Source organism: Pantoea sp. AG1095, from assembly GCF_003208415.1.
In the GTDB taxonomy this organism is placed as follows: domain Bacteria; phylum Pseudomonadota; class Gammaproteobacteria; order Enterobacterales; family Enterobacteriaceae; genus Pantoea; species Pantoea leporis.
In genome coordinates, this window is sequence record NZ_QKMJ01000003.1 from 255,303 (window position 1) to 275,165 (window position 19,863).

Consider the following 19,863-nt stretch of genomic DNA (forward strand, 5'->3'; position numbering starts at 1 on the left):
GAACACCTATGTCTAACCGTACTTTTATAGACCGTTATGTCTTGCCCGTCGCACTGAAAATCGCCGGTCAGAAGCATGTGCTCTCCGTGCGCGACGGCATCATTCTCAACATGCCGTTTATGCTGATTGGCAGCTTCTTCCTGATCTTTGCCTATCTGCCGATTCCGGCGTGGGGCCATTTAATGGCGGATCTGTTTGGCGAGACGTGGCGCAACAAACTGCTTTATCCGGTGCGCGCGACCTACGACATCATGGCGCTGATCTCCAGCTTCGGCATCGCTTACCGCCTGGCGGAGAAGTATCGCACGCTCGACCCGCTCACCAGCGGCGCGATGGCGTTAGTGGCATTTGTGATGACCATTCCGCAGCAGACGCTGTTTGCTCCGGTGGAAGGCGCGCCGACGCAGTTGGTCACCGGCGTGTTGCCGATTTCACTGATTGGCAGCCAGGGTTTGTTTGTAGCTATCGTGGTTGCGCTGCTCTCGACCGAGATTTATCGCTTTGTGCACAACCGTAATCTGGTGATCAAGATGCCGGAGGGCGTGCCGCCTGCGGTGGCGAAATCCTTCCTCGCGCTGGTACCCGGTTTTTGTGTGCTGGCGGTGGTGTTGGTGATTCGTCTGGCGGTGGAAGCATCGCCGTTCGGCGATATCAATAACCTGATTGCCACTGTGATTGGTTTGCCGATGCATCACGTGGGCGGCACCTTGCCCGGCATGATTTTCTCGGTGCTGCTGATTGGGATTCTCTGGACGCTTGGACTGCACGGCGATGCGATTGTGCTGGTGTTTATTCAACCGGTTTGGCTGTCGAATATGAGTGAAAACCTCGAGGCGTTTCAGCATAACCAACCGATCCCGCACATCTTTACCCAGCAGTTTTATGATTTGTGGATTGCACCCGGCGGCACCGGCGCGCTACTGGGATTGGTGATTTTCATGCTGATTCGTTCGCGCAGTCGCCAGATGAAACAGCTTGGTAAAATTGCCGCACCGGCGGCGCTGTTTAACATCAGTGAGCCATTAGTGTTCGGTATTCCGCTGGTGATGAACCCGTATCTGTTCCTGCCCTTTATCCTGACGCCGGTGGTGCTGGTGATTGTGTCGTGGGCGGCGATGAGCACCGGTTTGGTGGCGCCGCCAGCGGGGATTGCGCTGCCGTTTACCACACCGATTTTCGTCAGCGGCTATCTGGCCACCGGCGGGCATATTTCCGGCACCGTTTTGCAGGTGGTGAATCTAACGATTTCGCTGGTGATTTACTATCCGTTCTTCCGGGTCTGGGATCGTCTGAAATTCCGCGAGGAAGAGGCCAGCCTGCAGCAAGCAAAAATTGTGAGCGGCGAAGCGGTAACGCCTTGAACACCGGGGCAGAAGCGCATCAATGTGCGCTTCTGTGATCTGTAAACCGATAAACAACAATGCGCATTAATCACCTAACAGGACTAATTTACAATTCTCTTTGGACTCTAACTATCACTCAACTGACTGTTATCGCTGATTTTATTTCAATTGCTTAAAATAACAGCGGTTTTATTAAAAGAAACTTCTGTACTCTTATTACGTGTTTGTATATTTTTGTGATCAAGTGGTGACATAACTTCTTTCACCCCGAAACCCACGCTACTCAATGTAAACGTCAGCAGGCTCTCTTGATAGACATTTTCTCTAAAATTAACAATATTCCCCTTTTATTAAATTCAATCAGCTTAACGAGATCATTTGCGATCTCATTTTTCAGACTATTCCATTAATTTTTTATTACTCCATAAAGTGCTGGCACTAACGTCGCCAGGGGAAACGCATGCAAAAAATGAATATCAGTACCGATTTTATCGCTTATTTCAATTGTGGTTCTGTAAAGCTGAAATCTGAGGCCGAAATATTGGGCTCAATTATCACCGCTATCATAAAAGACAAAAAAACTGTTACCAATAAGAGCATTATTGCCTATCTGCTGGCAGAGCTTGAGAGCACCAATGATGTGATTTTCCAGGATTGCCTGCGGAATACGCTGCAAATCGTGGTAGGAAAGACGCCGGATGATGACGGCTTTTTCAGTTAAGATAATCTCCCACAATTAAGAACGTGGGTTTTAAAGCGATTCAATTTTAAAAGTTCAGGATTTATCTGACAGTATCAGGCCATGAAAATGGCGTTATAATTACTGGCCCGACCAGAATAATCTGGCACACAGATAAATCCAACAATAAGTGATATTTTATGAATTACAGCAATTTTTCAGCAAAAGTGAGTTTCTGGCCCAATATGCATTTCACCGCAATTGAAATTGTACAGTGTGGCGATCTCTACGAAATATATGCGACGGACATTTCCCGTCTCGCTAAAAGTAAGCTTTTTGTCGGGCGCACCCATGATAAAAATCTGGCAGATTCCTACGCGAAACAGTTCGAAGAGTGGTTACCTAAAGTTAACCGTGAAATGAAACTGCGTGACATTGCGCCGTTAACAGGAAATATGCCGTCGCAGGTTTTTTGTAGAAAACGGGATCTTGAAATTTTGCCGAGCCAGGCAGAATTTTTGCGTAACCCTCATCAATGGTAGTCCTCAGTAATTAGTCTTAAAATGCGAGCTTGCGATTAAGATTATTACTCTTCTAAAGGCGGTGCTGCCCATCACCGCCATCAGAAATAAACTTTTACTTATTCACCGGTTAAATCGTATACGTTTAGCCTGCTCATCGCTTTCGCATTATACAAAACTGAACCAGGCTCAAAATGTCATGGTTAATTATGTATACAAGCGAGGAACGAATGGATTTTGTACAACGCACGATCGATTTAGCAATGAAAAACGTTGAAGAGGGCGGTCGCCCATTTGCAACAGTCATTGTTCGCGACGGCAAGGTAATCGCTGAGAGCGCAAACCAGGTCGCACAGACGAATGATCCCACGGCTCACGCTGAAATACTGGCCATCCGCGAAGCCTGCCGTCAATCAAGCAGCGAAAACCTCACCGACTGCGACATTTACATTCTTGCCAGCCCTTGTCCAATGTGTCTGGGTGCACTCTATTATTGCAGTCCAAAGCAGGTGATATACATCACCAAACGCGAAGAATACTCGACGTATTACCGTGACGATCGTAAATACTTTGAACTGGACACCTTTTACGCTGAATACAGCAAGCCAATTGAACAACGTCGCTTGCCGATGCAATATCAGCCTCGACCGCAGGCGCTCGACGTCTATAAACACTGGCAGGTTTTAAATAAATAAAAGCGTGTCAGTTGCTCGCGGCTTAATCCCTCCCAAGATGATCAACACCCTTGCCACGTACCCGACTGGTGCAAATCCCCTCGATTTGCACCAGCAAAACTCATAATGTCCACTTATAACCCCGCACAAAATTCATTCAATTCAGCATATTAATATTCTGGCACGCGCGTTGCTATTCGATTGGTAGAGATGTTGGACCAATTAAGGCATTGCCATGCAGATACCGGCTGAGCTTCATCCTATTTCCACGCCGCGCAGCGATACGCTGATTCTCGATGCGCTAACGCGCTATATGGCGCAGTCGGGTGCGCAGCCCGGCAGCCGCTTGCCGCCGGAACGCGTGCTGGCGGAGAAGCTTGGCGTCAGCCGCAATACGGTGCGTGAAGCACTCAAACGCTGGGAAGCGCTTGGCATTATTTTGCGTAAAAAGGGCAGCGGTACTTTTTTGCAGGCGGAAGTGGGCGTCAACGACAGCTTCTTATCGTTGCGCTTTAAAAACGATTCGGCCAACATGCTGCACGCGCTGGAAGTGCGCCGCATTATCGAGTCGGAATCCTGCGCGTTGGCGGCTCAACGTGCCTCGGCTGCCGATCTGATCGAAATCGAACAACGTCTTAATGAGATGGAAAAAGTGCATCTGGCGATCGGTTCTGCCGGTGCGGAAGACTGGGCATTTCACGCCAGTATCTATCGGGCTGCCGGAAATCCATTGCTGCTACAAATGCTCAACGGCATTTACGACTCATTTCATGCATTTTTCGAATCACCGCCGGAACAGGCGCTGTTTTCAGACTCTTTCCCGCTGCACCGTGAACTCTTCAACGCTATCCGCCAGCGCGATTGCACGGCGGCGCGCGCCATCTGCCATCAAATTCTCGATATCACCGAACGCGACATGAAGGATGTAATGAATGCCAAACGATAAGTCGATTTCGCAACAAACGCTGCTCACTCACGATCAACGCCATGAAATGGGCGCGGTCACTGCGCCGATTTACCAGTCTTCGCTGTTTACCTTCAGTGATTACGACAGCATGATCGCGCGCTTTCGCGGCGAGAGCGATCAGCCGCTCTATTCGCGCGTCGATAACCCGACGGTAAAAGCGCTGCAGGACAAGATGGCGGCGCTGGAGGGCGGCGAAGCCTGTCTGGCTTTTGGCAGCGGCATGGCGGCGATCAGCAATGCGATTCTCAGCGTGGTGGCGCCGGGTAAAAAAGTGGTGTGCGTTAATCACGTTTATCCCGATACCTATCGCTTTCTGCGTGGCTTCTGCCAGCGCTTTGGCATCGTCACCGAGTTTGTCGATGGCGATGACGAAGCTGCAATTGGTGCGGCCTTATCGGATGCCAGCCTGCTGTATCTGGAAAGTCCCTCAAGCTGGGTGATGAGTGAACAGAATCTGAATAAGCTCGGCGCGATGGCGCGCGAAGCGGGCGTGGTCAGCATGATCGATAACAGCTGGGCTTCACCGATTTTCCAGCAGCCGCTGCTGTGCGGCATCGATATCGTGGTGCACTCGGCGTCGAAATATATCAGCGGCCACAGCGATGTGGTGGCTGGTCTGGTGATCGCCAGCCAGCAGCACATCAACAACATTACGCGTCACATCAGTCCTTACCTCGGCGGCAAACTTTCGGCGCATGAAGCGTCACTGCTGATGCGCGGCCTGCGCACGCTGCCGCTGCGCATGAAACACCATCACCAAAGCGCGCTGACTATTGCTGAGAAACTGGCGGAGCATCCGCTGGTAACGGACGTCTGCCATCCGGGGCTGAAATCGCAGTCGTGGTCCACCTTGCGCGGCTACAGCGGTCTGTTTGCCTTTGAAGTGGCGGAGCAGGTGGATATTCCACAGCTGTGCAACGCGCTGGAGCTGTTCCACATGGGCGTGAGCTGGGGCGGATTTGAGAGCCTGGTGATGCCGGCGATTTCGGTGATCAATCAGGCCAGTGAATTTAACTCGGCGGTGGATTTCGGCGTCTCGCCACGCCTGATCCGCATCTCGGTCGGCCTTGAAGAGACCAACGATTTGTGGGCCGATTTGCAGCAAGCCCTTGCCAGCGCGAATCGCGCGTAATCACTCACTGGAGAAAAGTCATGACGCAACGTTTTGCCGTGAAAGCATTAGTGTTAGCCGTGGGTTTGAGTGCAGCGATGAGCAGCCTCGCCGCCAAGCTTACCGTAGTGGAAGTGATTACCAGCCCGCCGCGCACCGCGCTGCTGCAAAAAATGCTCGATGAGTATAAAACCCAGCATCCCGGCACGGAGATTGAACTGATTTCTCTGCCGTGGGGCCAGGCGTTTGAAAAGCTCGGCACCATGCTGCAGAGCGGTCAGGTGCCGGATGTGGTGGAGATGCCGGATACCTGGCAAGGATTGTATGCCAGTAACAATATGCTGGAAGACCTCGAGCCGCGCCTGAAAAGCTGGGATGCCACGCCGCAGCTCACCGATAAAACGCTGGCCATGGCGCGCGCCGCCAACGGCAAAGCCACCATGGTGCCGTACGGCTTTTATCTGCGCGCGCTGTTCTGGAATAAAAAGCTGTTCCAGCAGGCAGGATTAAGCGAACCGCCCAAAACCATGGAGCAATTCGCCAGCGATGCCCAGCGCATCAGCAAATTGGGGAATGGCATCAGCGGCTACTGCATGCGTGGTGGCGTGGGCGGCACCAACGCCTGGATGATGTTTATGGCGGCGATGAACGGTTCACCGGAGTTCTTCGATAAACAAGGTAACAGCACGCTGACCGAGCCGGGTGCGATGAAAGGCGCGCAGCTGCTGGTGGATATGTATCAAAAGGGTGGCGCCTCGAAAGACAGCGTTAACTGGGGCTTCAATGAGATCGTTTCGGGCTTCTATTCAGGTAAATGCGCAATGCTCGATCAGGATCCCGACGCGCTGATCGCGATTAAAAACAGCATGGCGGCCGATGATTTCGCTGTGGCTCCGATGCCGGTTGGCCCGTCAGGCAAAGCCTTCCCGACTATTGGCTATACCGGCTGGTCGATGTTCAAGCAGGGTAAACAGAAGGATCTCGCCTGGCCGCTGATTACCTTCCTCAGTGACAAAACCAACAACCTCGCATGGTCAAAATTCGTCGGCACGCTGCCGATTTACAAAGGTGCCGAGCAAGACCCGTTTTACCAAACGCCGCAGTTCGCCGGCTGGTTCAAAGAGCTGAACGATCCTAACTATGTGCCACTCACCATGCCAACCCATCTCAAAGGCTGGGGCTATTTCAACTCGGTGATTGTGAAAGAGAGCAGCCAGGAAACCTTGCTGGGTGAGAACGATACCGAAAGCATGGTGAAAGATTGGGCGAACTATCTCAGCAAAGAGCAGAAAGCCTGGCTTGCTACGCAGTAACCTTTAACCACGCGGAGTGTGATTATGATGCTTGATGCTTCTCTGCCCAACAGTCCGGCGCGCCGCCGCCTCCGCTGGAGTCGGCTGGCTGAGCCGTGGTGGTATCTCTCGCCTGGCCTGTTGCTGATCGCTTTGTTCATCTTTGTGCCGATGGCGATCGGCATCTCCTATGCGTTTCAGAGCATTAACCTGCTGAATCCGCTGGAGACCGGTTGGGTCGGCTGGGATAACTTCAGCGAGATGTTAGATGACCGGCGCTTTTTCAAAGCGCTGGGCCACACGCTGAACTGGACGCTCAGCTCGCTGCTGCTGCAGTTCTTTTTCGGTTTGGCGCTGGCGCTGCTGCTCAATCGTGAATTCCGTTTTCGCCGTTGGGTGCAGGCGCTGGTGTTCTTGCCGTGGGCGGTTCCGGCATTTCTCTCTGGCTTGACCTGGTCATGGTTGTTCAATCCGGTCGTCGGGCCGCTGCCGCAGTGGCTGAGCGATTTGGGCGTGCTGAGTGAGCCGTACAACATTCTGTCCGATCCGCAGTTGGCTATGTGGGGACCGGTGATCGCCAACGTCTGGTTTGGCATTCCGTTCTTTGCCATCACGCTGCTGGCGGCGCTGCAGTCGATTCCCAAAGATCTGTACGAAGCGGCCTCGATTGACGGTGCCAGCGGCTGGCAGCAGTTTCGTCGCGTCACGCTGCCGTTTCTTGCACCGATGATCGCTATCACCGTGATGCTGCGCACCATCTGGATCGCCAATTTTGCCGATCTCATTGTGGTGATGACCGATGGCGGTCCGGCGGGATCGACCTCGATTCTCTCCAGCTACATCTTCACTACCGCCTATCGCAAGCTCGACTTTGGCTATGCCTCAGCGATGGCGGTGTTTCTGTTACTGCTGATGACCTGTTATGCGCTGGTGTTGCTGCGCATCCGTCATCAGCTGCTGAAATAGGAGGCGACGATGCGACTCTTACCGCTGATTGGCCATCGCCTGAGTATTGCGGCGTATCTGCTGTTCGCGCTGTTTCCACTGTATTGGATCATCAAAATCTCGCTGACGCCGGACCAACTGCTGTTTAGTCAGGGCGTTACGCTGCTGCCGAGCGGCGTGACCTTTGGTCATTTCAAAAAAGTGCTGACCGACAGTGATTTCCCGACCTTTTTTACCAACAGCCTGATTGTCTCGTTTAGCACCGCGTTTCTTACCACGCTGATTGCCGCTGCGGCCGGCTATGCCTTTTCGCGCTTCCAGTTCCGCGGCAAAGTGCTAATCGCCGGACTGCTGCTGTTCACGCAGATGTTTCCGCTGGTGATGATCATCGCGCCGATTTACAAGGTGATGGCGCCGCTGGGCCTGACCAACAGCTTGCTGGGGCTGATTCTGATCTACACCGCGTTTAACGTGCCGTTTGCCACCTTCCTGATGCAATCCTTCTTTGATGCGATTCCCAAAGATCTGGAGGAGTCGGCGATGCTGGAAGGCTGCACGCGTTTTCAGGCGCTGTATCGCGTGCTGGTGCCGCTGACCTTGCCGGGCATGGCGGCCACATTGGGCTTTGTGTTTACCGCAGCGTGGAGCGAGCTGCTGTTCTCGCTGATGCTGATCAACAAAAACGAAGTGATGACCTTCCCGGTTGGGCTGCTCAGCTTCGTGTCGAAGTTTGCCGTTTCCTGGGGCGAGATGATGGCGGCGGTGGTGCTGGCGCTGATCCCGGCCTGTCTGTTCTTCGCCTTTATTCAACGCTATTTGGTTCAGGGACTCACCGCCGGTGCGGTTAAGGGGTAAATCATGGCTGAAATCACGCTCAAACAGATCGACAAGCGCTATGGCAACGTTGAGGTGCTGCGCGATATTAACCTCACCATCAAAGACGGCGAATTCGTGGTACTGGTGGGACCTTCCGGCTGTGGCAAATCGACGCTGCTGCGCACCATCGCCGGACTGGAGCTGGCGACCGGCGGCGATATTCGTATCGGCAACCAGCTGATGAACGATGTGGCACCCAAAGATCGCGATATCTCGATGGTGTTTCAAAGCTACGCGCTCTATCCGCATCTAACGGTGGCGCGCAATATGGGCTTCAGCCTGGAAATCCAGAAGCGTCCGCGTGCGGAAATTGAAGAGAAGGTGAGGCGTGCGGCGGAAATTCTCAGCCTGACGCATTTGCTTGATCGCCGACCCAAAGAGTTATCCGGCGGTCAGCGCCAGCGTGTGGCCATGGGACGCGCCATCGTGCGTCAGCCGCAGGTGTTTCTGTTTGATGAACCGCTGTCGAACCTGGATGCACAGCTGCGCGGTCAGATGCGCGTCGAGATCAAGAAGCTGCACCAGCAGATGAACAACACCATTGTGTACGTGACGCACGATCAGGTTGAAGCCATGACGCTGGCGGATCGCATTGTGGTGCTGAACAACGGTGTGATTCAGCAGGTCGGTACGCCGCTCGAGCTGTATGACACACCGGCGAACAAGTTTGTCGCCAGCTTTATTGGCTCGCCATCAATGAACTTCATCAATGGCATGATGACCGCGCAGGGCGTGCGTATTGGCGATAGCGCACAGCTGCCGTTGAATCAGCATTGGTCGCAGCATCAGGCTGGGCGAGCGGTAATTTACGGTATCCGACCAGAGAATGTGGCGATTGCCGAAGCGGGCGCGATGAATGCGCTGCCGTTAGAAGTGTCGCTGGTGGAGCCGACGGGATTATCCGAGCTGATTCATGGATCGCTGTTGGGGCATGACATCATGCTATTCACCACGCAACGTTCTGGCGCACAGGCGGGGGATATTCTGCCTGTGACCATTGATGCGGATCGCGCGATGCTGTTTGATGCGGATTCGCAAAAACGTTTATAACGCGTGTTACAGCTGCCTGTTTGCACAGGCAGCTCAGGGAATTACTTAGACTGCTGCTGTTTGCTGTCCGCTTCTTTCTGCTTTTTGTTCGCCATATGGTGACCAACCGCACAACCCGCTGCTGCACCCGCAACGCCGTGATGCGCCACGTGGCCCGCCGCGCCGCCGACAACGGCACCTTTAATGCAGCCTTTCGCTTCAACCTGAGAAGTGACCGACAGCAGCACGCCTGCAGTTAATACAATCAGAGAAAATTTACGCACTGGATTTATTCCTTATAAAGTTAATAGCGTGCAAATACACGCTTCCAGTGTAGTAAGTGGAATAAATCCTACCGTTATAAACTGTAAACAAAGATATTTTAGCGAAATACCCTAATGCGGTTTAGTGAACGCTTTTTAATCGGCTTATTTAACGTTATTAATCATTGATAAAATTCACAGACGAATGGAATGCGCTGGCGAGTGTTTATCACGCCTGTAGAAGAGAGTGCAGCCTCCTTGCTGCCCGCATTATCGTTAACGTTTCAGTCTGGCCCAATCGACAAACTGGCCATCCTTCATCACCGCAGCTTTTTCCGGAAAATAGTGATAGAAAATAACGGTTAATCCATCGCCTTGCATAACACGCGCAGAGTCGGTGGTGGCTATCTCCGCCATCATCTTGCCGTCGCAGGTGACTTCATGATTCTTCACATTAAAAGTGAATTTTCTGAACTGATAGATTTTCAATTTCGCTGCATCCTAACCGATAACAGTAAAGCAAAGTGAGGTGAGAAAAGCAGGGTTTGCGGCTTTCATACTAATTATTTCCCGTGGTGATTTTTCGCCATGAAAACGTACGCGAGGCCACTAAGACTTTTCTTATCTTTAATCAAGTTGGATGAGCTTGTTTTTATCGGGGAATGTCATCGCGCCGAGGCGATCATTTTTTATGCGGCAGGACTTGCTGATAGCGCTGCTGAATTAGATTGGATTTTACAAAACAATTGTTTTCTCTTAACCTGACTGACGCACGTTGATTTTCTCAAGATAACAACGCCATTGGTTAATAACTCTTAAGCTTGAGTAAATATGACTACACAGAGAATTAAATGACCAGCAGTTACGATGAACAGATGAAGGACCGAATGATTGGTGAGGCGCTGCTTGCTCTTTTAGAAGACCAGGTTGCAGTATCCTCTGCGGCGCTGATAGCCAAACTTGAAGAGATGGCGGAAACAGAAGAGGAAAGCTACAGGCGAGTTGCCTGCCAACGCGCACTGGCGGATGTCAGAAATCATAGCGTCAGGACCAGCACGCAACGCGACGGACAAGATTTCAGTAGTGAGAAGCATGCTAATATCCCGAATCAGAAAAAGCACTGATTACGATGCTAAACACTTTTCCGCAATCTTACTCATCGCGTTGACATAATCCTGCTTGAGCTGAACGGGCGCGGCTTCTTCTTGCTGCTTCAATAGCGCAGTAATGTGATCAAGTTGCAAAGGTTGATCGGATTTAAGCAGGCATGACACGGCGTGACCAATGACAGCATGAATGTCATCCATATTTTCCGCTTTCTCGTCTGACATCACCTTCTCCTTAATTCCTTTGCTAATTAACATTTTTCAGCTTGCTCCAAAGCATTCATAGGAATGTATTGTTTCGCGCCCTCAGGGCAGGGCATTGATCAGTTTCTGGCGCAGCGTGGTAACACGTGCAGTGAGATCGGCCAGTTCTTCATAAGGCGTATCCATCACTGACACCATGTCAGCCGGAACGCCGGCCGCCGCGATCTTTAATTCTTGTCCCTGCTCAGTGACGGAGATCAACACTCTGCGCTCATCGCCACCAACATCGCGTTTTCTACTGATAATGCCAGCCTGCTCCAGTCGCTTTAAAAGCTGGCTGAGCGTGCCTGAATCCAGCTGCACGCGCGCGCCCAATTCTGAAACGGTGACATGGTCTTTTTCCCATAGCGCCAGCAGCACCAGATACTGCGGATAGGTCAAACCCAGTGGTTTCAGTCGCGACTGATAAAGTTTGGTCATCGCAAGGGACGCGGAATAGAGCGCGAAGCAGAGAAACTGGTCGACAGTCACCGGCGCTTCACTCTCAGGACCTACACAGCAAACTTCATCGTTTAACTCTTTCATATCACCACTATTTTTAAGGCAGAGTTGCAGTCATTGAGACTGAAAAACGTGAATATATTGACATAAATTAGATTGAAGTCAATCTAATTTGGATTGGCTATTTTTTGTTAATATCTATTATAAATCATATGATTAGCTATAATTTCATTAACAATCGATGGTAACGCAAGGTTTAAAACTTCTATGGATTCAGCAACGCCCGGCATTCTCATCCTCGCGGCAGGTAAAGGTTCGCGTTATATCGCCAGCGGCGGCAGCGGCAATAAGTTGCTGGCCAGCATAAACGACGATGCGCCGACGGTAATTGAAACGGTGATTGAACAGGCAAAGCTGAGTGGCTTGCCGGTGGCGCTGGTGACGCGTCCCGACTATCTGGCGGTTCGTCAGCATGCAGTAAAGGCAGGCGTGCAGCTTGTGCTGTGTGAAAGTGGCGGCAGCGGCGAATCCATTGCGGCGGGCGTGGCGATGACCGCTCACTGGAACGGATGGATCATTACGCTGGGAGATATGCCGTGGCTAACGGTGGATCATTATCGGCAAGTAAAAGAGGCGTTAGAAAAGGGCGCGGCGCAGGTGCGTCTTACCTATAAAGGCAAACCCGGCCATCCGGTCGGGTTTGCTGGATGCTACGCTGAGGCGTTACGCAATTTGCAGGGCGATGAAGGTGCCAGAGCGCTGCTGGACCCGCGCTTACTGGTCACCCTTGAAGCGGACGCTGCTGTACAGCGCGATCTCGATGTGGTGGCTAAACCACGTTGAGCCGAGCCGCCGCGACATCCGCGACAATTGATAGCGCTAGTGTGCGCGCATCGCGCGCCTGGGCAAAGATGCCTATCGGCGCTTTGATACGCGCAATCTCTTCCTCACTAAACCCTAGCGACAGCAATTTCTTAATACGCGTTGCATGCGTGCGCCGACTTCCCAATGCTCCGATATAGAAGGGCGCAGAACGCAGCGCTGCCAGAAGCACCGGGAGTTCGCGATCGAGATCGTGATACAGCAAAATCACCGCCGTGAAGGGATCAACGGCCTGCGCCTGCACATCCTCGCCAGAAAGCACCTCGTAACCAGCGGCCTGCGCAATCGACGCCGTCGCCAACGCTTCGACTGAACGTCCATATACCGCCACGCGTGTTTTTGGCAGATAGCCGGTGATAAAGGCATCCTCCTGCCAGCCGGTCATCTCAGTGCAAGCAGCGCTCGCCAGCCGCTGAAACGTCGGCAGATAGCGCAGCGCTGCGGGTTGACGCTTTGCCAGCAAATCCAGCACGTTTCTAAGCGGTTGCGCGTCACGTAGCTGATGGAAAGCCAGCGTGATGCCGCCGCCACAGGGCAGCACAATATCCAGATAAGGCGATCCTTCGCCATATCTCACAAAGCGATCTTTGCTAGTGGCGATAACTTGCAACGCTTCATAAGCCGCCGCCGCTTCCACGCAGCCGCCGGAAACATAGCCGCAATAGCGGCCATCTTCCCGCACCACCATCTGCGCACCCAATGCCCGCGCCGCGCCACCGCGAATCTCAACCAGCGTGACCAGCACGGCAGCGGAATCTGCCTCCATTGCTTCAAGCGCGAAGCGCAGGATGCTTTCACTGTCATCGGTCTGCAAAGCCTGCTGCGGCTTGATCTGCGGTTGCAGATCGTCATCAATCAGTAGCTGCTGCAATGCGCTTCTCCTCAGCTTTAGACAAGGGCAGGCAAGCCTTTAAGTAACTTATCCAGCGTCACCGGATAGTCGCGCACGCGTACGCCGGTGGCGTTGTAAATGGCATTGACGATTGCTGCGCTGACGCCGCACAAGCCCAGTTCACCCACGCCCTTTGCTTTCATCGGTGAGGAGATGGGATCGGTGTCATCAAGGAAAATCACCTCCTGCTGCGGGATATCGGCGTGAACCGGCACTTCATAGCCCGCCATATCGTGGTTGACGAAATAACCGAGGCGTTCATCGACGAACAGCTCCTCCATCAACGCGCCGCCAAGTCCCATCGTCATGGCACCAATCACCTGACTGCGCGCCGTTTTGGGATTGAGGATGCGCCCGGCGGCACAAACCGCCAGCATGCGCCGCACGCGCACTTCACCGGTAGCGACGTCCACGCCGACTTCAACGAAGTGTCCGGCGAAAGTGGATTGCTGATATTGCTCGTCAAGATCGCCAAACTCGATGGTGTCTTCCACGGTGATGGTGGCTTCAGCGGCGGCCTGGGCGAGCGGCGCGCTCTGGTTTCCGTCATGCACCTGACCGTCGCTGAAAGTAGCGCGTTGCGCATCAAAGCCCAGTTTGCTGGCGACCGCTTCACGCAATTTCACGCAGGCGGCGTAAACGCCGGATGTTGAGGTGTTCGCGCCCCATTGGCCGCCGGAACCGGCAGAAACCGGGAAGTCTGAATCGCCTAAATGAACCGCCACACGCTCGATCGGCACGCCCATCATCTCCGCCGCCGTTTGCGCGAGGATGGTGTAGCTGCCGGTGCCGATGTCGGTCATGTCGGTTTCAACGGTGATGATGCCTTTATTGTCGAGATGCACACGCGCACCGGAAGGCGCCACCATGTTGTTACGAAAACCGGCCGCAACACCCATGCCGACCAGCCAACGTCCCTCTTTGACCATTGCCGGTTTGGCGTTGCGTCGTGACCAGCCAAAGCGCTCGGCGCCGGTATTCAGGCACTCAACCAGCTGGCGGCGTGAAAAAGGGCGCTCGGGTTTGGCCGGATCGACCTGCGTGTCATTGAGGATGCGGAAGGCGATCGGATCAATGCCCACTTTTTCCGCTATTTCATCAATGGCAATTTCAAGCGCCATGAGTCCAGGCGCTTCACCCGGTGCGCGCATGGCGTTACCTTCGGGCAGATCCAGCGTCGCCAGTCGTAATCCGGTAAAGCGGTTAGCACCGGCGTACAGCAGTTCCGTTTGCTGCACGGCGGTTTCAGGTGTGCCTCCCGGCAGGTTCCCCGACCAGCTTTCATGCGCGATGGCCTGAATCTTGCCGGCTTTATCGGTGCCGATGCGGATGTGCTGAATGGTGGCCGGTCGATGTGTGGTGTTATTGGCGATTAATGGCCGCGGCAGCATCACTTTGACCGGACGCTTTACCGCGCGCGCACCCAACGCCGCTAATACCGCATCGCTGCGCAGGAACAGCTTGCCGCCAAAGCCGCCGCCAATATAAGGCGACACGATGCGGATCTTCTCCATCGGCATGTTGAGCGTGGCGGCCAGATCGGTGCGGCACCAGTCGATCATCTGATTCGAGGTCCAGACGGTGAGTTTATCGCCTTGCCATGTCGCCATCGAGGCGTGCGGTTCCATCGCGGTGTGGCTTTGGTCAGGCGTAGTGTAGTGCGCATCCAGCTTGACGTCAGCGGCAGCAAACGCACCGGCGAAATCACCCACGGACTTATCTGGCGTATCTTCGGGCGCGGAGGTAACGCCCGGCTTTTGCTGCGCGAGATCATAAGCGCCGCGCTCACGCTGATAATCCACCTTCACTAAACTGGCCGCAGCACACGCCTGCTCAAACGTCTCCGCCACGACCAGTGCGACGGCCTGGTGATAGTGTTCGATGGTGTCGCCGGCCAACAGGCGAGCGGTATTTTTATCGCCTTTGCCCAGTTTTCCCGCGTTGTTAGCCGTTACCACCGCTAACACGCCCGGCGCATTTTGCGCTGCCTGCACATCAATGGCAGTGATTTTTCCTTTGGCGATCGGCGCGCCGACCACATAGCCGTACGCCGCATCGGGCGCTTCGTGATGCCATTCGTAGGAGTAATGCGCCAGGCCGGAGGTTTTCAGCGGTCCGTCGATACGATTGAGTGGCTGACCAACTACCTTCAGCTGATCAATTGGGTTATTGCCTGCGGATTTTTCGAATTTCATCAGTTATCCCCTCGCTTCTGCCAATACGGAAGCGAGCGTTCGCTGCGCCAGAATGATCTTGAACTCGTTTTCAGCGGTAGGTTGCGCCGTGGCGAACAGTCGATCGCTCACCGCCTGCGCGCCCTGAATCACCGCATTATCCGCCTCTGCCAACCGCCACGGCTGATGTGCCACGCCACCGAGCGCCACGCGACCGGATTTATCCGGCTGAATGATGGCGGCAACAGAGACCAGCGCAAAAGCGTAAGACGCGCGGTCGCGCACCTTGCGGTAAATGTGCGTGCCGCCCAGCGGAGCCGGCAGTGAAACGGCCACAATCAGCTCGCCAGGAGTGAGCACGGTTTCCAGATGCGGCGTATTGCCAGGCGCACGATAGAATTCAGCAATCGGGATTTTGCGCTCTCGCCCATCCGGGCTGACCGTTTCGATAACCGCATCCAGCAAACGCATCGCCACCGCCATATCGCTCGGATGGGTGGCGATACAAGCCTGGCTGGTTCCGACCACCGCATGCTGGCGACTGAAGCCATCCAGCGCCGCACAGCCGCTGCCGGGTAAACGTTTGTTGCACGGTTGGTTGGTGTCATAGAAATAGGGGCAACGCGTGCGCTGCAGCAGATTCCCTGCGGTGGTCGCCTGATTACGTAACTGGCCGGAAGCGCCAGCCACTAACGCGCGCGACAGCACGCCATAATCGCGGCGAATACGCGCATCGGCCGCCAGATCGGTGTTACGCACCAATGCGCCGATGCGTAATCCGCCATCGGCTGTGGCCTCGATTTTGTCCAGCTCAAGCCCATTCACATCAATAAGATGCGCGGGCGTCTCAATCTCCAGCTTCATCAGATCGAGCAGATTGGTGCCGCCGGCGATGAATTTGGCATTGGTATGTTGCTGGGCGCTGGTAGCGGCTTCAGCCGGGGTTTTGACCCGCTGGTAAGTGAAGGCTTTCATGATTCCAGGCCCTCCGCGTACTCTTCAATCGCCGCAAGAATGTTGGAATAGGCACCGCAGCGGCAGATATTGCCACTCATGCGCTCACGAATTTCATCCGCAGTCACGTTGGGCGCGGAAACCAGATCGTGGGTGACGTGGCTGGGAATGCCCGCTTTGATCTCTTCCAGCACCGCCATCGATGAACATATTTGCCCAGGCGTGCAGTAGCCGCACTGGTAACCATCATGTTTGATGAACGCCGCCTGCAAGGGATGCAGCTCATCCGGATTTCCCAAACCTTCAATGGTGGTGATTTCCGCATCCTGTTGCATTACCGCTAAAGTCAGGCACGCGTTAATGCGACGTCCGTTGACCATCACCGTACAGGCACCACATTGGCCGTGATCGCAGCCTTTTTTGGTGCCGGTCAAATGCAGGTGCTCACGCAATGCATCCAGCAGCGTGGTGCGGGTATCAACGTTTAATTGCTGCTGTATACCGTTGACTTTGAAGCTGATCGGCACCATTGACGGCACAGGTGTTGTTAAGTGTTGGCTGCTCATGCCAAACCTCCAGTAAAAGGGTTAAATGTTGGGGTACAACTTATTTTTGTATGGTTTTAGAAGGGTAAGCATAGTCGGCATCTGCGAAAGCATTATCCGTAATCACTAAATGGATTTATGAGCGGGAGTAATAAAAGCAGGTTAGGGCGGTGAATAGCCCGAGAAAAAAGCGCTTCTCTAGGGCCGCAGCGGCTAACTATTTCGCCAGGTTTTTGATATTTTCGTCAATGCGCGCCTGGAGAAAGCGCAGCGTTTCCGCAGTGATTTGCTCTGGGAACAAATCGGCCGCTTTGCAGGCAAAGCCAGATGCAACCGAGCAGTAATTATCGATGATATCGCCTGCGTGCGCTGGCGTGAGTTCAGTTTCCTGTTGCCCGAGCGCTAATCCCGCTCTGGCCGCGACATCCGCCTGCTTCATCCGCTCAACAGCTTGACGATTTCTTCGGGTTTGCCAAGAGTTAAATCCAGCATATTGTGGCCTAACGTCCAAAAATGACTTTAACACCCAATATTATGGAGTTAATCAACGCTTTCGGCGAGTTGTTGTTCCAGAAAGGCAATAAACGCTCTTACCTTTGCATTCAGCGCCGAACGCTCGTTGACGCAGGCATAAATATTCATCGGTGAAGCCACTACGTCGCTTTTCTCACCTTGATCTGAGTGGAATAAAGGTATTAATTGACCACTCTCGAGCAACGGCTGAGCAATAAAACTCGCCAGCCTGGCAATTCCACCGCCGTTTTCGGCAATTTTCGCGATGATATCAATATCATCGCTGATGAATTCTGGGTTGAGCTTTGCATTCACCGGCTGGCCATTGACCATAAACGTCCACGGAAGAAAGCGTCCGTCGGTTGGATAGCGGAAAACCAAACAGGCGTGCTGGCTCAGATCTTCAGGCGTTTTAGGGATGCCCGCACGCGCCAGATAAGCGGGTGCCGCGCAGAAGATAAAGGGTAATGAGGCAATTTTGCGGGCGATCAATTGATCGTTCAGTTGCGCCTCAATACGAATACTGACGTCAACGCCTTCCAGGCGGTGGTCAACATTGCGATCGGTACTGATCAGTTCGATATCAATATCGGGGTAAGTTTGTTTAAAGGCAGGCATCAGTGGGGCGAGAACGTGTCTGCCAAATGCCGCCGTGGTGGCGATGCAAAGCGAACCCTGCGGTTTGGTTTCAATCGCTGCGGCCTGCGAGGCAAGGTCAATATCATGAGGAATGTGTCGGACTTTTTCGAAATAGCGTTTACCGCTTTCGGTTAACGTCATGCTGCGGGTAGTGCGGGAAAGCAGCCGCACACCCAAATGCGTCTCCAGACGCGCAACACTTTGGCTTACCGCCGCTGGACTCATTCCTTTCGCCCGCGCGGCGGCGGCAATGCTGCCGTTCTCAACTACGCGAATAAAAGTGTTGATCAACCCCAGTAAATCCATAGATCCCTCAATGCGTGATTCGTTACTTTTACTTAATAATGATTAAAGCAGAAGCGTTCTACTCGCATCCTGATTCACTTGATAGGTTAGCGGCTGTTTTGCTTAAACTTACTGAAAAGGATCACGCTATGACAACAGCAACCGAGAAAAGTAGTACTCGTCTACGCCTGCCAAAGCACGTTTCACCTTACATCTTCGCGCTGTATATGGCGACTATCATGGCGTTTCTGATGAGCCTGGTCATTACCTTCGCCGAATTTGGCATCGGGCCGCATTATATGGAAAATGTGATGAATGCATATCAAGTTGCGATGCCCGCGGCTTTTGTTTGCATACTGGTAGTGCGCCCGATTGTGGTTCGGTTGGTGGGATTAACGGTGCATGGTCATTGAGTCGTTTGATGCTCCCTCACATCAGTTTTATTGGGGGCTTCCAACTCTGCTCTGTAAAAAATCGATGAACGCTCGTACTTTTTCAGGTACATGGCGCGTGTTGGGGTAAAGCGCATAAATTCCTTGACGGGGAAAATGATGATCTGGCAGTAGTTGGATCAAATTCCCCAGGCGCAACTCTTCCTGCACAAGCCAGGCAGGTAAGAGGGCAACGCCAGCCCCTCCAAGAGCAAAAGCCAAGAGCGAAGCAGCGTTGTCAGCCATGATCATGGCAGGACTATGTACGTTGAAAACTACGCTCTCACCTTCGGGTGTTGAAACTTGCCAACTTAATGGCGTTGACAGGCGACTATGTGCAATCCATTTCGCATCAGCGAGTTGAGCCAGAGTGGTGATGGGACATTCTCCCATGGTGTGCAGATAGGCAGGTGAAGCGACGGGGAAGATATCGAAGCGATCGATAATCCTTGCATGGTGACTGGAATCGGCAAGTTGACCAAGCCGGATTGCCACATCGAAACGCCCGGAAATAAGGTCGTCATTCTTCGATGATGAAACATGCTGGATGCGCAGTTGTGGATGTCTGGATGAAAATTCCGCCAGTGCTGGCACTATCACACGCGCTCCATACTCGGGTGTCGTGGTAATGCGCAATAAACCTACCAACCCAGAATGATCGCCGCGTACTTCATCGAGGAGGTGCTCAGCATCCTGCAGGAGTTGCCGGCAACGATGATAAAATCGTTCTCCGCTATCCGTGACAGACACTCGCCGGGTACTACGAGTCAGTAAAGAGACACCCAGTTCCGCTTCAAGTTGTTTAATATTAAAGCTCATCACCGCTTTAGTCAGCCCCAGCGTCTGTGCTGCTCCGGTAAAACTACCGGCTTCTACTACCGCAACAAACATCTCAAGACGCTGCAGATTAATCATCAATTACTCCGATTAGAGAATGTGACTGTCAAAATATCTTTGACAGTATAACAACGGAATGCGCATTTATCCTGATAAATAATGTTCCTATAATTCGCGCATTATGCTGTTTTGATGAGAAA

24 protein-coding genes are annotated in these 19,863 nt (G+C 53.2%); 13 read left to right on the forward strand and 11 right to left on the reverse strand.

Features of this window, described 5'->3' with window-relative positions; genetic code table 11:
* The first annotated feature begins 8 nt into the window (after positions 1-8).
* From celB to DEU53_RS09840, 10 genes are all read left to right on the forward strand, one after another.
* Positions 9-1,361, forward strand: coding sequence for a PTS cellobiose transporter subunit IIC (gene celB, locus DEU53_RS09795; protein WP_110866885.1), 1,353 nt, complete (start codon positions 9-11; stop codon positions 1,359-1,361).
* Between the two features lie 442 nt (positions 1,362-1,803).
* Entirely contained in the window at positions 1,804-2,064 is a 261-nt protein-coding gene (locus DEU53_RS09800) for a biofilm/acid-resistance regulator YmgB/AriR (protein ID WP_101761515.1), read from the forward strand.
* Positions 2,065-2,222: 158 nt separating this feature from the next.
* A complete protein-coding gene (locus DEU53_RS09805) occupies positions 2,223-2,564 on the forward strand; it encodes a hypothetical protein (RefSeq protein WP_101761514.1) in 342 nt (113 codons plus the stop codon).
* A 209-nt stretch (positions 2,565-2,773) separates the two neighbouring features.
* Entirely contained in the window at positions 2,774-3,238 is a 465-nt protein-coding gene (locus DEU53_RS09810; RefSeq protein WP_110866886.1) for a nucleoside deaminase, read from the forward strand.
* 214 nt (positions 3,239-3,452) lie between these two features.
* Positions 3,453-4,163 carry a FadR/GntR family transcriptional regulator gene (locus tag DEU53_RS09815; protein WP_110866887.1) on the forward strand — a complete coding sequence of 237 codons (711 nt, stop codon included), beginning with the start codon at positions 3,453-3,455 and terminating at the stop codon, positions 4,161-4,163.
* Positions 4,150-5,316 carry a PLP-dependent transferase gene (locus tag DEU53_RS09820; protein WP_110866888.1) on the forward strand — a complete coding sequence of 389 codons (1,167 nt, stop codon included), beginning with the start codon at positions 4,150-4,152 and terminating at the stop codon, positions 5,314-5,316. Before DEU53_RS09815 ends, DEU53_RS09820 begins: the two co-directional genes overlap by 14 nt.
* A 20-nt stretch (positions 5,317-5,336) precedes the next feature.
* Entirely contained in the window at positions 5,337-6,608 is a 1,272-nt protein-coding gene (locus DEU53_RS09825; RefSeq protein ID WP_101761510.1) for a sugar ABC transporter substrate-binding protein, read from the forward strand.
* Between the two features lie 24 nt (positions 6,609-6,632).
* Entirely contained in the window at positions 6,633-7,553 is a 921-nt protein-coding gene (locus DEU53_RS09830) for a carbohydrate ABC transporter permease (RefSeq protein ID WP_110866889.1), read from the forward strand.
* A 9-nt stretch (positions 7,554-7,562) separates the two neighbouring features.
* A complete protein-coding gene (locus DEU53_RS09835) occupies positions 7,563-8,387 on the forward strand; it encodes a carbohydrate ABC transporter permease (RefSeq protein WP_110866890.1) in 825 nt (274 codons plus the stop codon).
* Positions 8,388-8,390: 3 nt separating this feature from the next.
* A complete protein-coding gene (locus tag DEU53_RS09840; protein ID WP_110866891.1) occupies positions 8,391-9,458 on the forward strand; it encodes an ABC transporter ATP-binding protein in 1,068 nt (355 codons plus the stop codon).
* A gap of 41 nt (positions 9,459-9,499) precedes the next feature.
* Here DEU53_RS09840 and DEU53_RS09845 read toward each other — a convergent pair whose 3' ends face one another.
* Both DEU53_RS09845 and DEU53_RS22995 read right to left on the reverse strand, forming a co-directional pair.
* Positions 9,500-9,721 carry a hypothetical protein gene (locus DEU53_RS09845; RefSeq protein WP_110866892.1) on the reverse strand — a complete coding sequence of 74 codons (222 nt, stop codon included), beginning with the start codon at positions 9,719-9,721 and terminating at the stop codon, positions 9,500-9,502.
* Between the two features lie 255 nt (positions 9,722-9,976).
* Positions 9,977-10,189 (reverse strand): hypothetical protein, encoded by a 213-nt coding sequence (locus DEU53_RS22995; RefSeq protein WP_101761505.1) that lies wholly within the window; start codon positions 10,187-10,189, stop codon positions 9,977-9,979.
* 362 nt (positions 10,190-10,551) lie between these two features.
* Between DEU53_RS22995 and DEU53_RS09855 the strand changes: the two genes are divergently transcribed.
* Positions 10,552-10,824 carry a hypothetical protein gene (locus DEU53_RS09855; RefSeq protein WP_110866893.1) on the forward strand — a complete coding sequence of 91 codons (273 nt, stop codon included), beginning with the start codon at positions 10,552-10,554 and terminating at the stop codon, positions 10,822-10,824.
* Here DEU53_RS09855 and DEU53_RS09860 read toward each other — a convergent pair whose 3' ends face one another.
* Both DEU53_RS09860 and DEU53_RS09865 read right to left on the reverse strand, forming a co-directional pair.
* Complete coding sequence (locus DEU53_RS09860; protein ID WP_101761503.1) at positions 10,825-11,031, reverse strand: hypothetical protein; 207 nt, start codon at positions 11,029-11,031, stop codon at positions 10,825-10,827.
* Between the two features lie 81 nt (positions 11,032-11,112).
* Positions 11,113-11,595, reverse strand: coding sequence for a MarR family winged helix-turn-helix transcriptional regulator (locus DEU53_RS09865; RefSeq protein WP_101761502.1), 483 nt, complete (start codon positions 11,593-11,595; stop codon positions 11,113-11,115).
* Between the two features lie 183 nt (positions 11,596-11,778).
* On the opposite strand from DEU53_RS09865, the gene DEU53_RS09870 reads away from it, so the two are divergent.
* Positions 11,779-12,354 (forward strand): NTP transferase domain-containing protein, encoded by a 576-nt coding sequence (locus tag DEU53_RS09870; RefSeq protein WP_110866894.1) that lies wholly within the window; start codon positions 11,779-11,781, stop codon positions 12,352-12,354.
* Here DEU53_RS09870 and DEU53_RS09875 read toward each other — a convergent pair.
* The 6 genes from DEU53_RS09875 to DEU53_RS09900 all read right to left on the reverse strand — a co-directional run bounded on the left by DEU53_RS09875 (position 12,341) and on the right by DEU53_RS09900 (position 18,416).
* A complete protein-coding gene (locus DEU53_RS09875) occupies positions 12,341-13,264 on the reverse strand; it encodes an XdhC family protein (RefSeq protein WP_110866895.1) in 924 nt (307 codons plus the stop codon). The genes DEU53_RS09870 and DEU53_RS09875 overlap by 14 nt on opposite strands.
* Positions 13,265-13,281: 17 nt before the next feature.
* On the reverse strand, positions 13,282-15,480 hold the full coding sequence (paoC, locus tag DEU53_RS09880; protein ID WP_110866896.1) for an aldehyde oxidoreductase molybdenum-binding subunit PaoC: 2,199 nt from the start codon (positions 15,478-15,480) through the stop codon (positions 13,282-13,284).
* 3 nt (positions 15,481-15,483) lie between these two features.
* On the reverse strand, positions 15,484-16,434 hold the full coding sequence (locus tag DEU53_RS09885) for a xanthine dehydrogenase family protein subunit M (RefSeq protein WP_110866897.1): 951 nt from the start codon (positions 16,432-16,434) through the stop codon (positions 15,484-15,486).
* Positions 16,431-16,979 (reverse strand): aldehyde dehydrogenase iron-sulfur subunit PaoA, encoded by a 549-nt coding sequence (gene paoA, locus DEU53_RS09890; protein ID WP_110866898.1) that lies wholly within the window; start codon positions 16,977-16,979, stop codon positions 16,431-16,433. Before paoA ends, DEU53_RS09885 begins: the two co-directional genes overlap by 4 nt.
* Before the next feature lie 196 nt (positions 16,980-17,175).
* Positions 17,176-17,397 (reverse strand): hypothetical protein, encoded by a 222-nt coding sequence (locus tag DEU53_RS09895; RefSeq protein WP_199559693.1) that lies wholly within the window; start codon positions 17,395-17,397, stop codon positions 17,176-17,178.
* A 101-nt stretch (positions 17,398-17,498) separates the two neighbouring features.
* Positions 17,499-18,416 carry a LysR family transcriptional regulator gene (locus DEU53_RS09900; protein WP_110866899.1) on the reverse strand — a complete coding sequence of 306 codons (918 nt, stop codon included), beginning with the start codon at positions 18,414-18,416 and terminating at the stop codon, positions 17,499-17,501.
* Positions 18,417-18,544: 128 nt separating this feature from the next.
* On the opposite strand from DEU53_RS09900, the gene DEU53_RS09905 reads away from it, so the two are divergent.
* Positions 18,545-18,808, forward strand: coding sequence for a DUF2798 domain-containing protein (locus tag DEU53_RS09905; RefSeq protein ID WP_110866900.1), 264 nt, complete (start codon positions 18,545-18,547; stop codon positions 18,806-18,808).
* A 27-nt stretch (positions 18,809-18,835) separates the two neighbouring features.
* Here the strand turns inward: DEU53_RS09905 and DEU53_RS09910 are convergent, their stop codons facing one another.
* Positions 18,836-19,741: a LysR family transcriptional regulator gene (locus DEU53_RS09910; protein WP_110866901.1), complete on the reverse strand. Its 906-nt coding sequence runs from the start codon at positions 19,739-19,741 to the stop codon at positions 18,836-18,838.
* Positions 19,742-19,863: the final 122 nt, after the last annotated feature.

Coding starts and splice junctions, on each gene's coding strand:
- DEU53_RS09840 (WP_110866891.1), top strand. CDS start 8,391: ATGGCTGAAATCACGCTCAAACAGATCGACAAGCGCTATGGCAACGTT.
- DEU53_RS09910 (WP_110866901.1), bottom strand. CDS start 19,741: ATGATTAATCTGCAGCGTCTTGAGATGTTTGTTGCGGTAGTAGAAGCC.
- celB (WP_110866885.1), top strand. CDS start 9: ATGTCTAACCGTACTTTTATAGACCGTTATGTCTTGCCCGTCGCACTG.
- paoC (WP_110866896.1), bottom strand. CDS start 15,480: ATGAAATTCGAAAAATCCGCAGGCAATAACCCAATTGATCAGCTGAAG.
- DEU53_RS09835 (WP_110866890.1), top strand. CDS start 7,563: ATGCGACTCTTACCGCTGATTGGCCATCGCCTGAGTATTGCGGCGTAT.
- DEU53_RS09820 (WP_110866888.1), top strand. CDS start 4,150: ATGCCAAACGATAAGTCGATTTCGCAACAAACGCTGCTCACTCACGAT.
- DEU53_RS09860 (WP_101761503.1), bottom strand. CDS start 11,031: ATGTCAGACGAGAAAGCGGAAAATATGGATGACATTCATGCTGTCATT.
- DEU53_RS09900 (WP_110866899.1), bottom strand. CDS start 18,416: ATGGATTTACTGGGGTTGATCAACACTTTTATTCGCGTAGTTGAGAAC.
- paoA (WP_110866898.1), bottom strand. CDS start 16,979: ATGAGCAGCCAACACTTAACAACACCTGTGCCGTCAATGGTGCCGATC.
- DEU53_RS09815 (WP_110866887.1), top strand. CDS start 3,453: ATGCAGATACCGGCTGAGCTTCATCCTATTTCCACGCCGCGCAGCGAT.
- DEU53_RS09825 (WP_101761510.1), top strand. CDS start 5,337: ATGACGCAACGTTTTGCCGTGAAAGCATTAGTGTTAGCCGTGGGTTTG.
- DEU53_RS09865 (WP_101761502.1), bottom strand. CDS start 11,595: ATGAAAGAGTTAAACGATGAAGTTTGCTGTGTAGGTCCTGAGAGTGAA.
- DEU53_RS09905 (WP_110866900.1), top strand. CDS start 18,545: ATGACAACAGCAACCGAGAAAAGTAGTACTCGTCTACGCCTGCCAAAG.
- DEU53_RS09885 (WP_110866897.1), bottom strand. CDS start 16,434: ATGAAAGCCTTCACTTACCAGCGGGTCAAAACCCCGGCTGAAGCCGCT.
- DEU53_RS09805 (WP_101761514.1), top strand. CDS start 2,223: ATGAATTACAGCAATTTTTCAGCAAAAGTGAGTTTCTGGCCCAATATG.
- DEU53_RS09810 (WP_110866886.1), top strand. CDS start 2,774: ATGGATTTTGTACAACGCACGATCGATTTAGCAATGAAAAACGTTGAA.
- DEU53_RS09855 (WP_110866893.1), top strand. CDS start 10,552: ATGACCAGCAGTTACGATGAACAGATGAAGGACCGAATGATTGGTGAG.
- DEU53_RS09830 (WP_110866889.1), top strand. CDS start 6,633: ATGATGCTTGATGCTTCTCTGCCCAACAGTCCGGCGCGCCGCCGCCTC.
- DEU53_RS09870 (WP_110866894.1), top strand. CDS start 11,779: ATGGATTCAGCAACGCCCGGCATTCTCATCCTCGCGGCAGGTAAAGGT.
- DEU53_RS09800 (WP_101761515.1), top strand. CDS start 1,804: ATGCAAAAAATGAATATCAGTACCGATTTTATCGCTTATTTCAATTGT.
- DEU53_RS09895 (WP_199559693.1), bottom strand. CDS start 17,397: ATGAAGCAGGCGGATGTCGCGGCCAGAGCGGGATTAGCGCTCGGGCAA.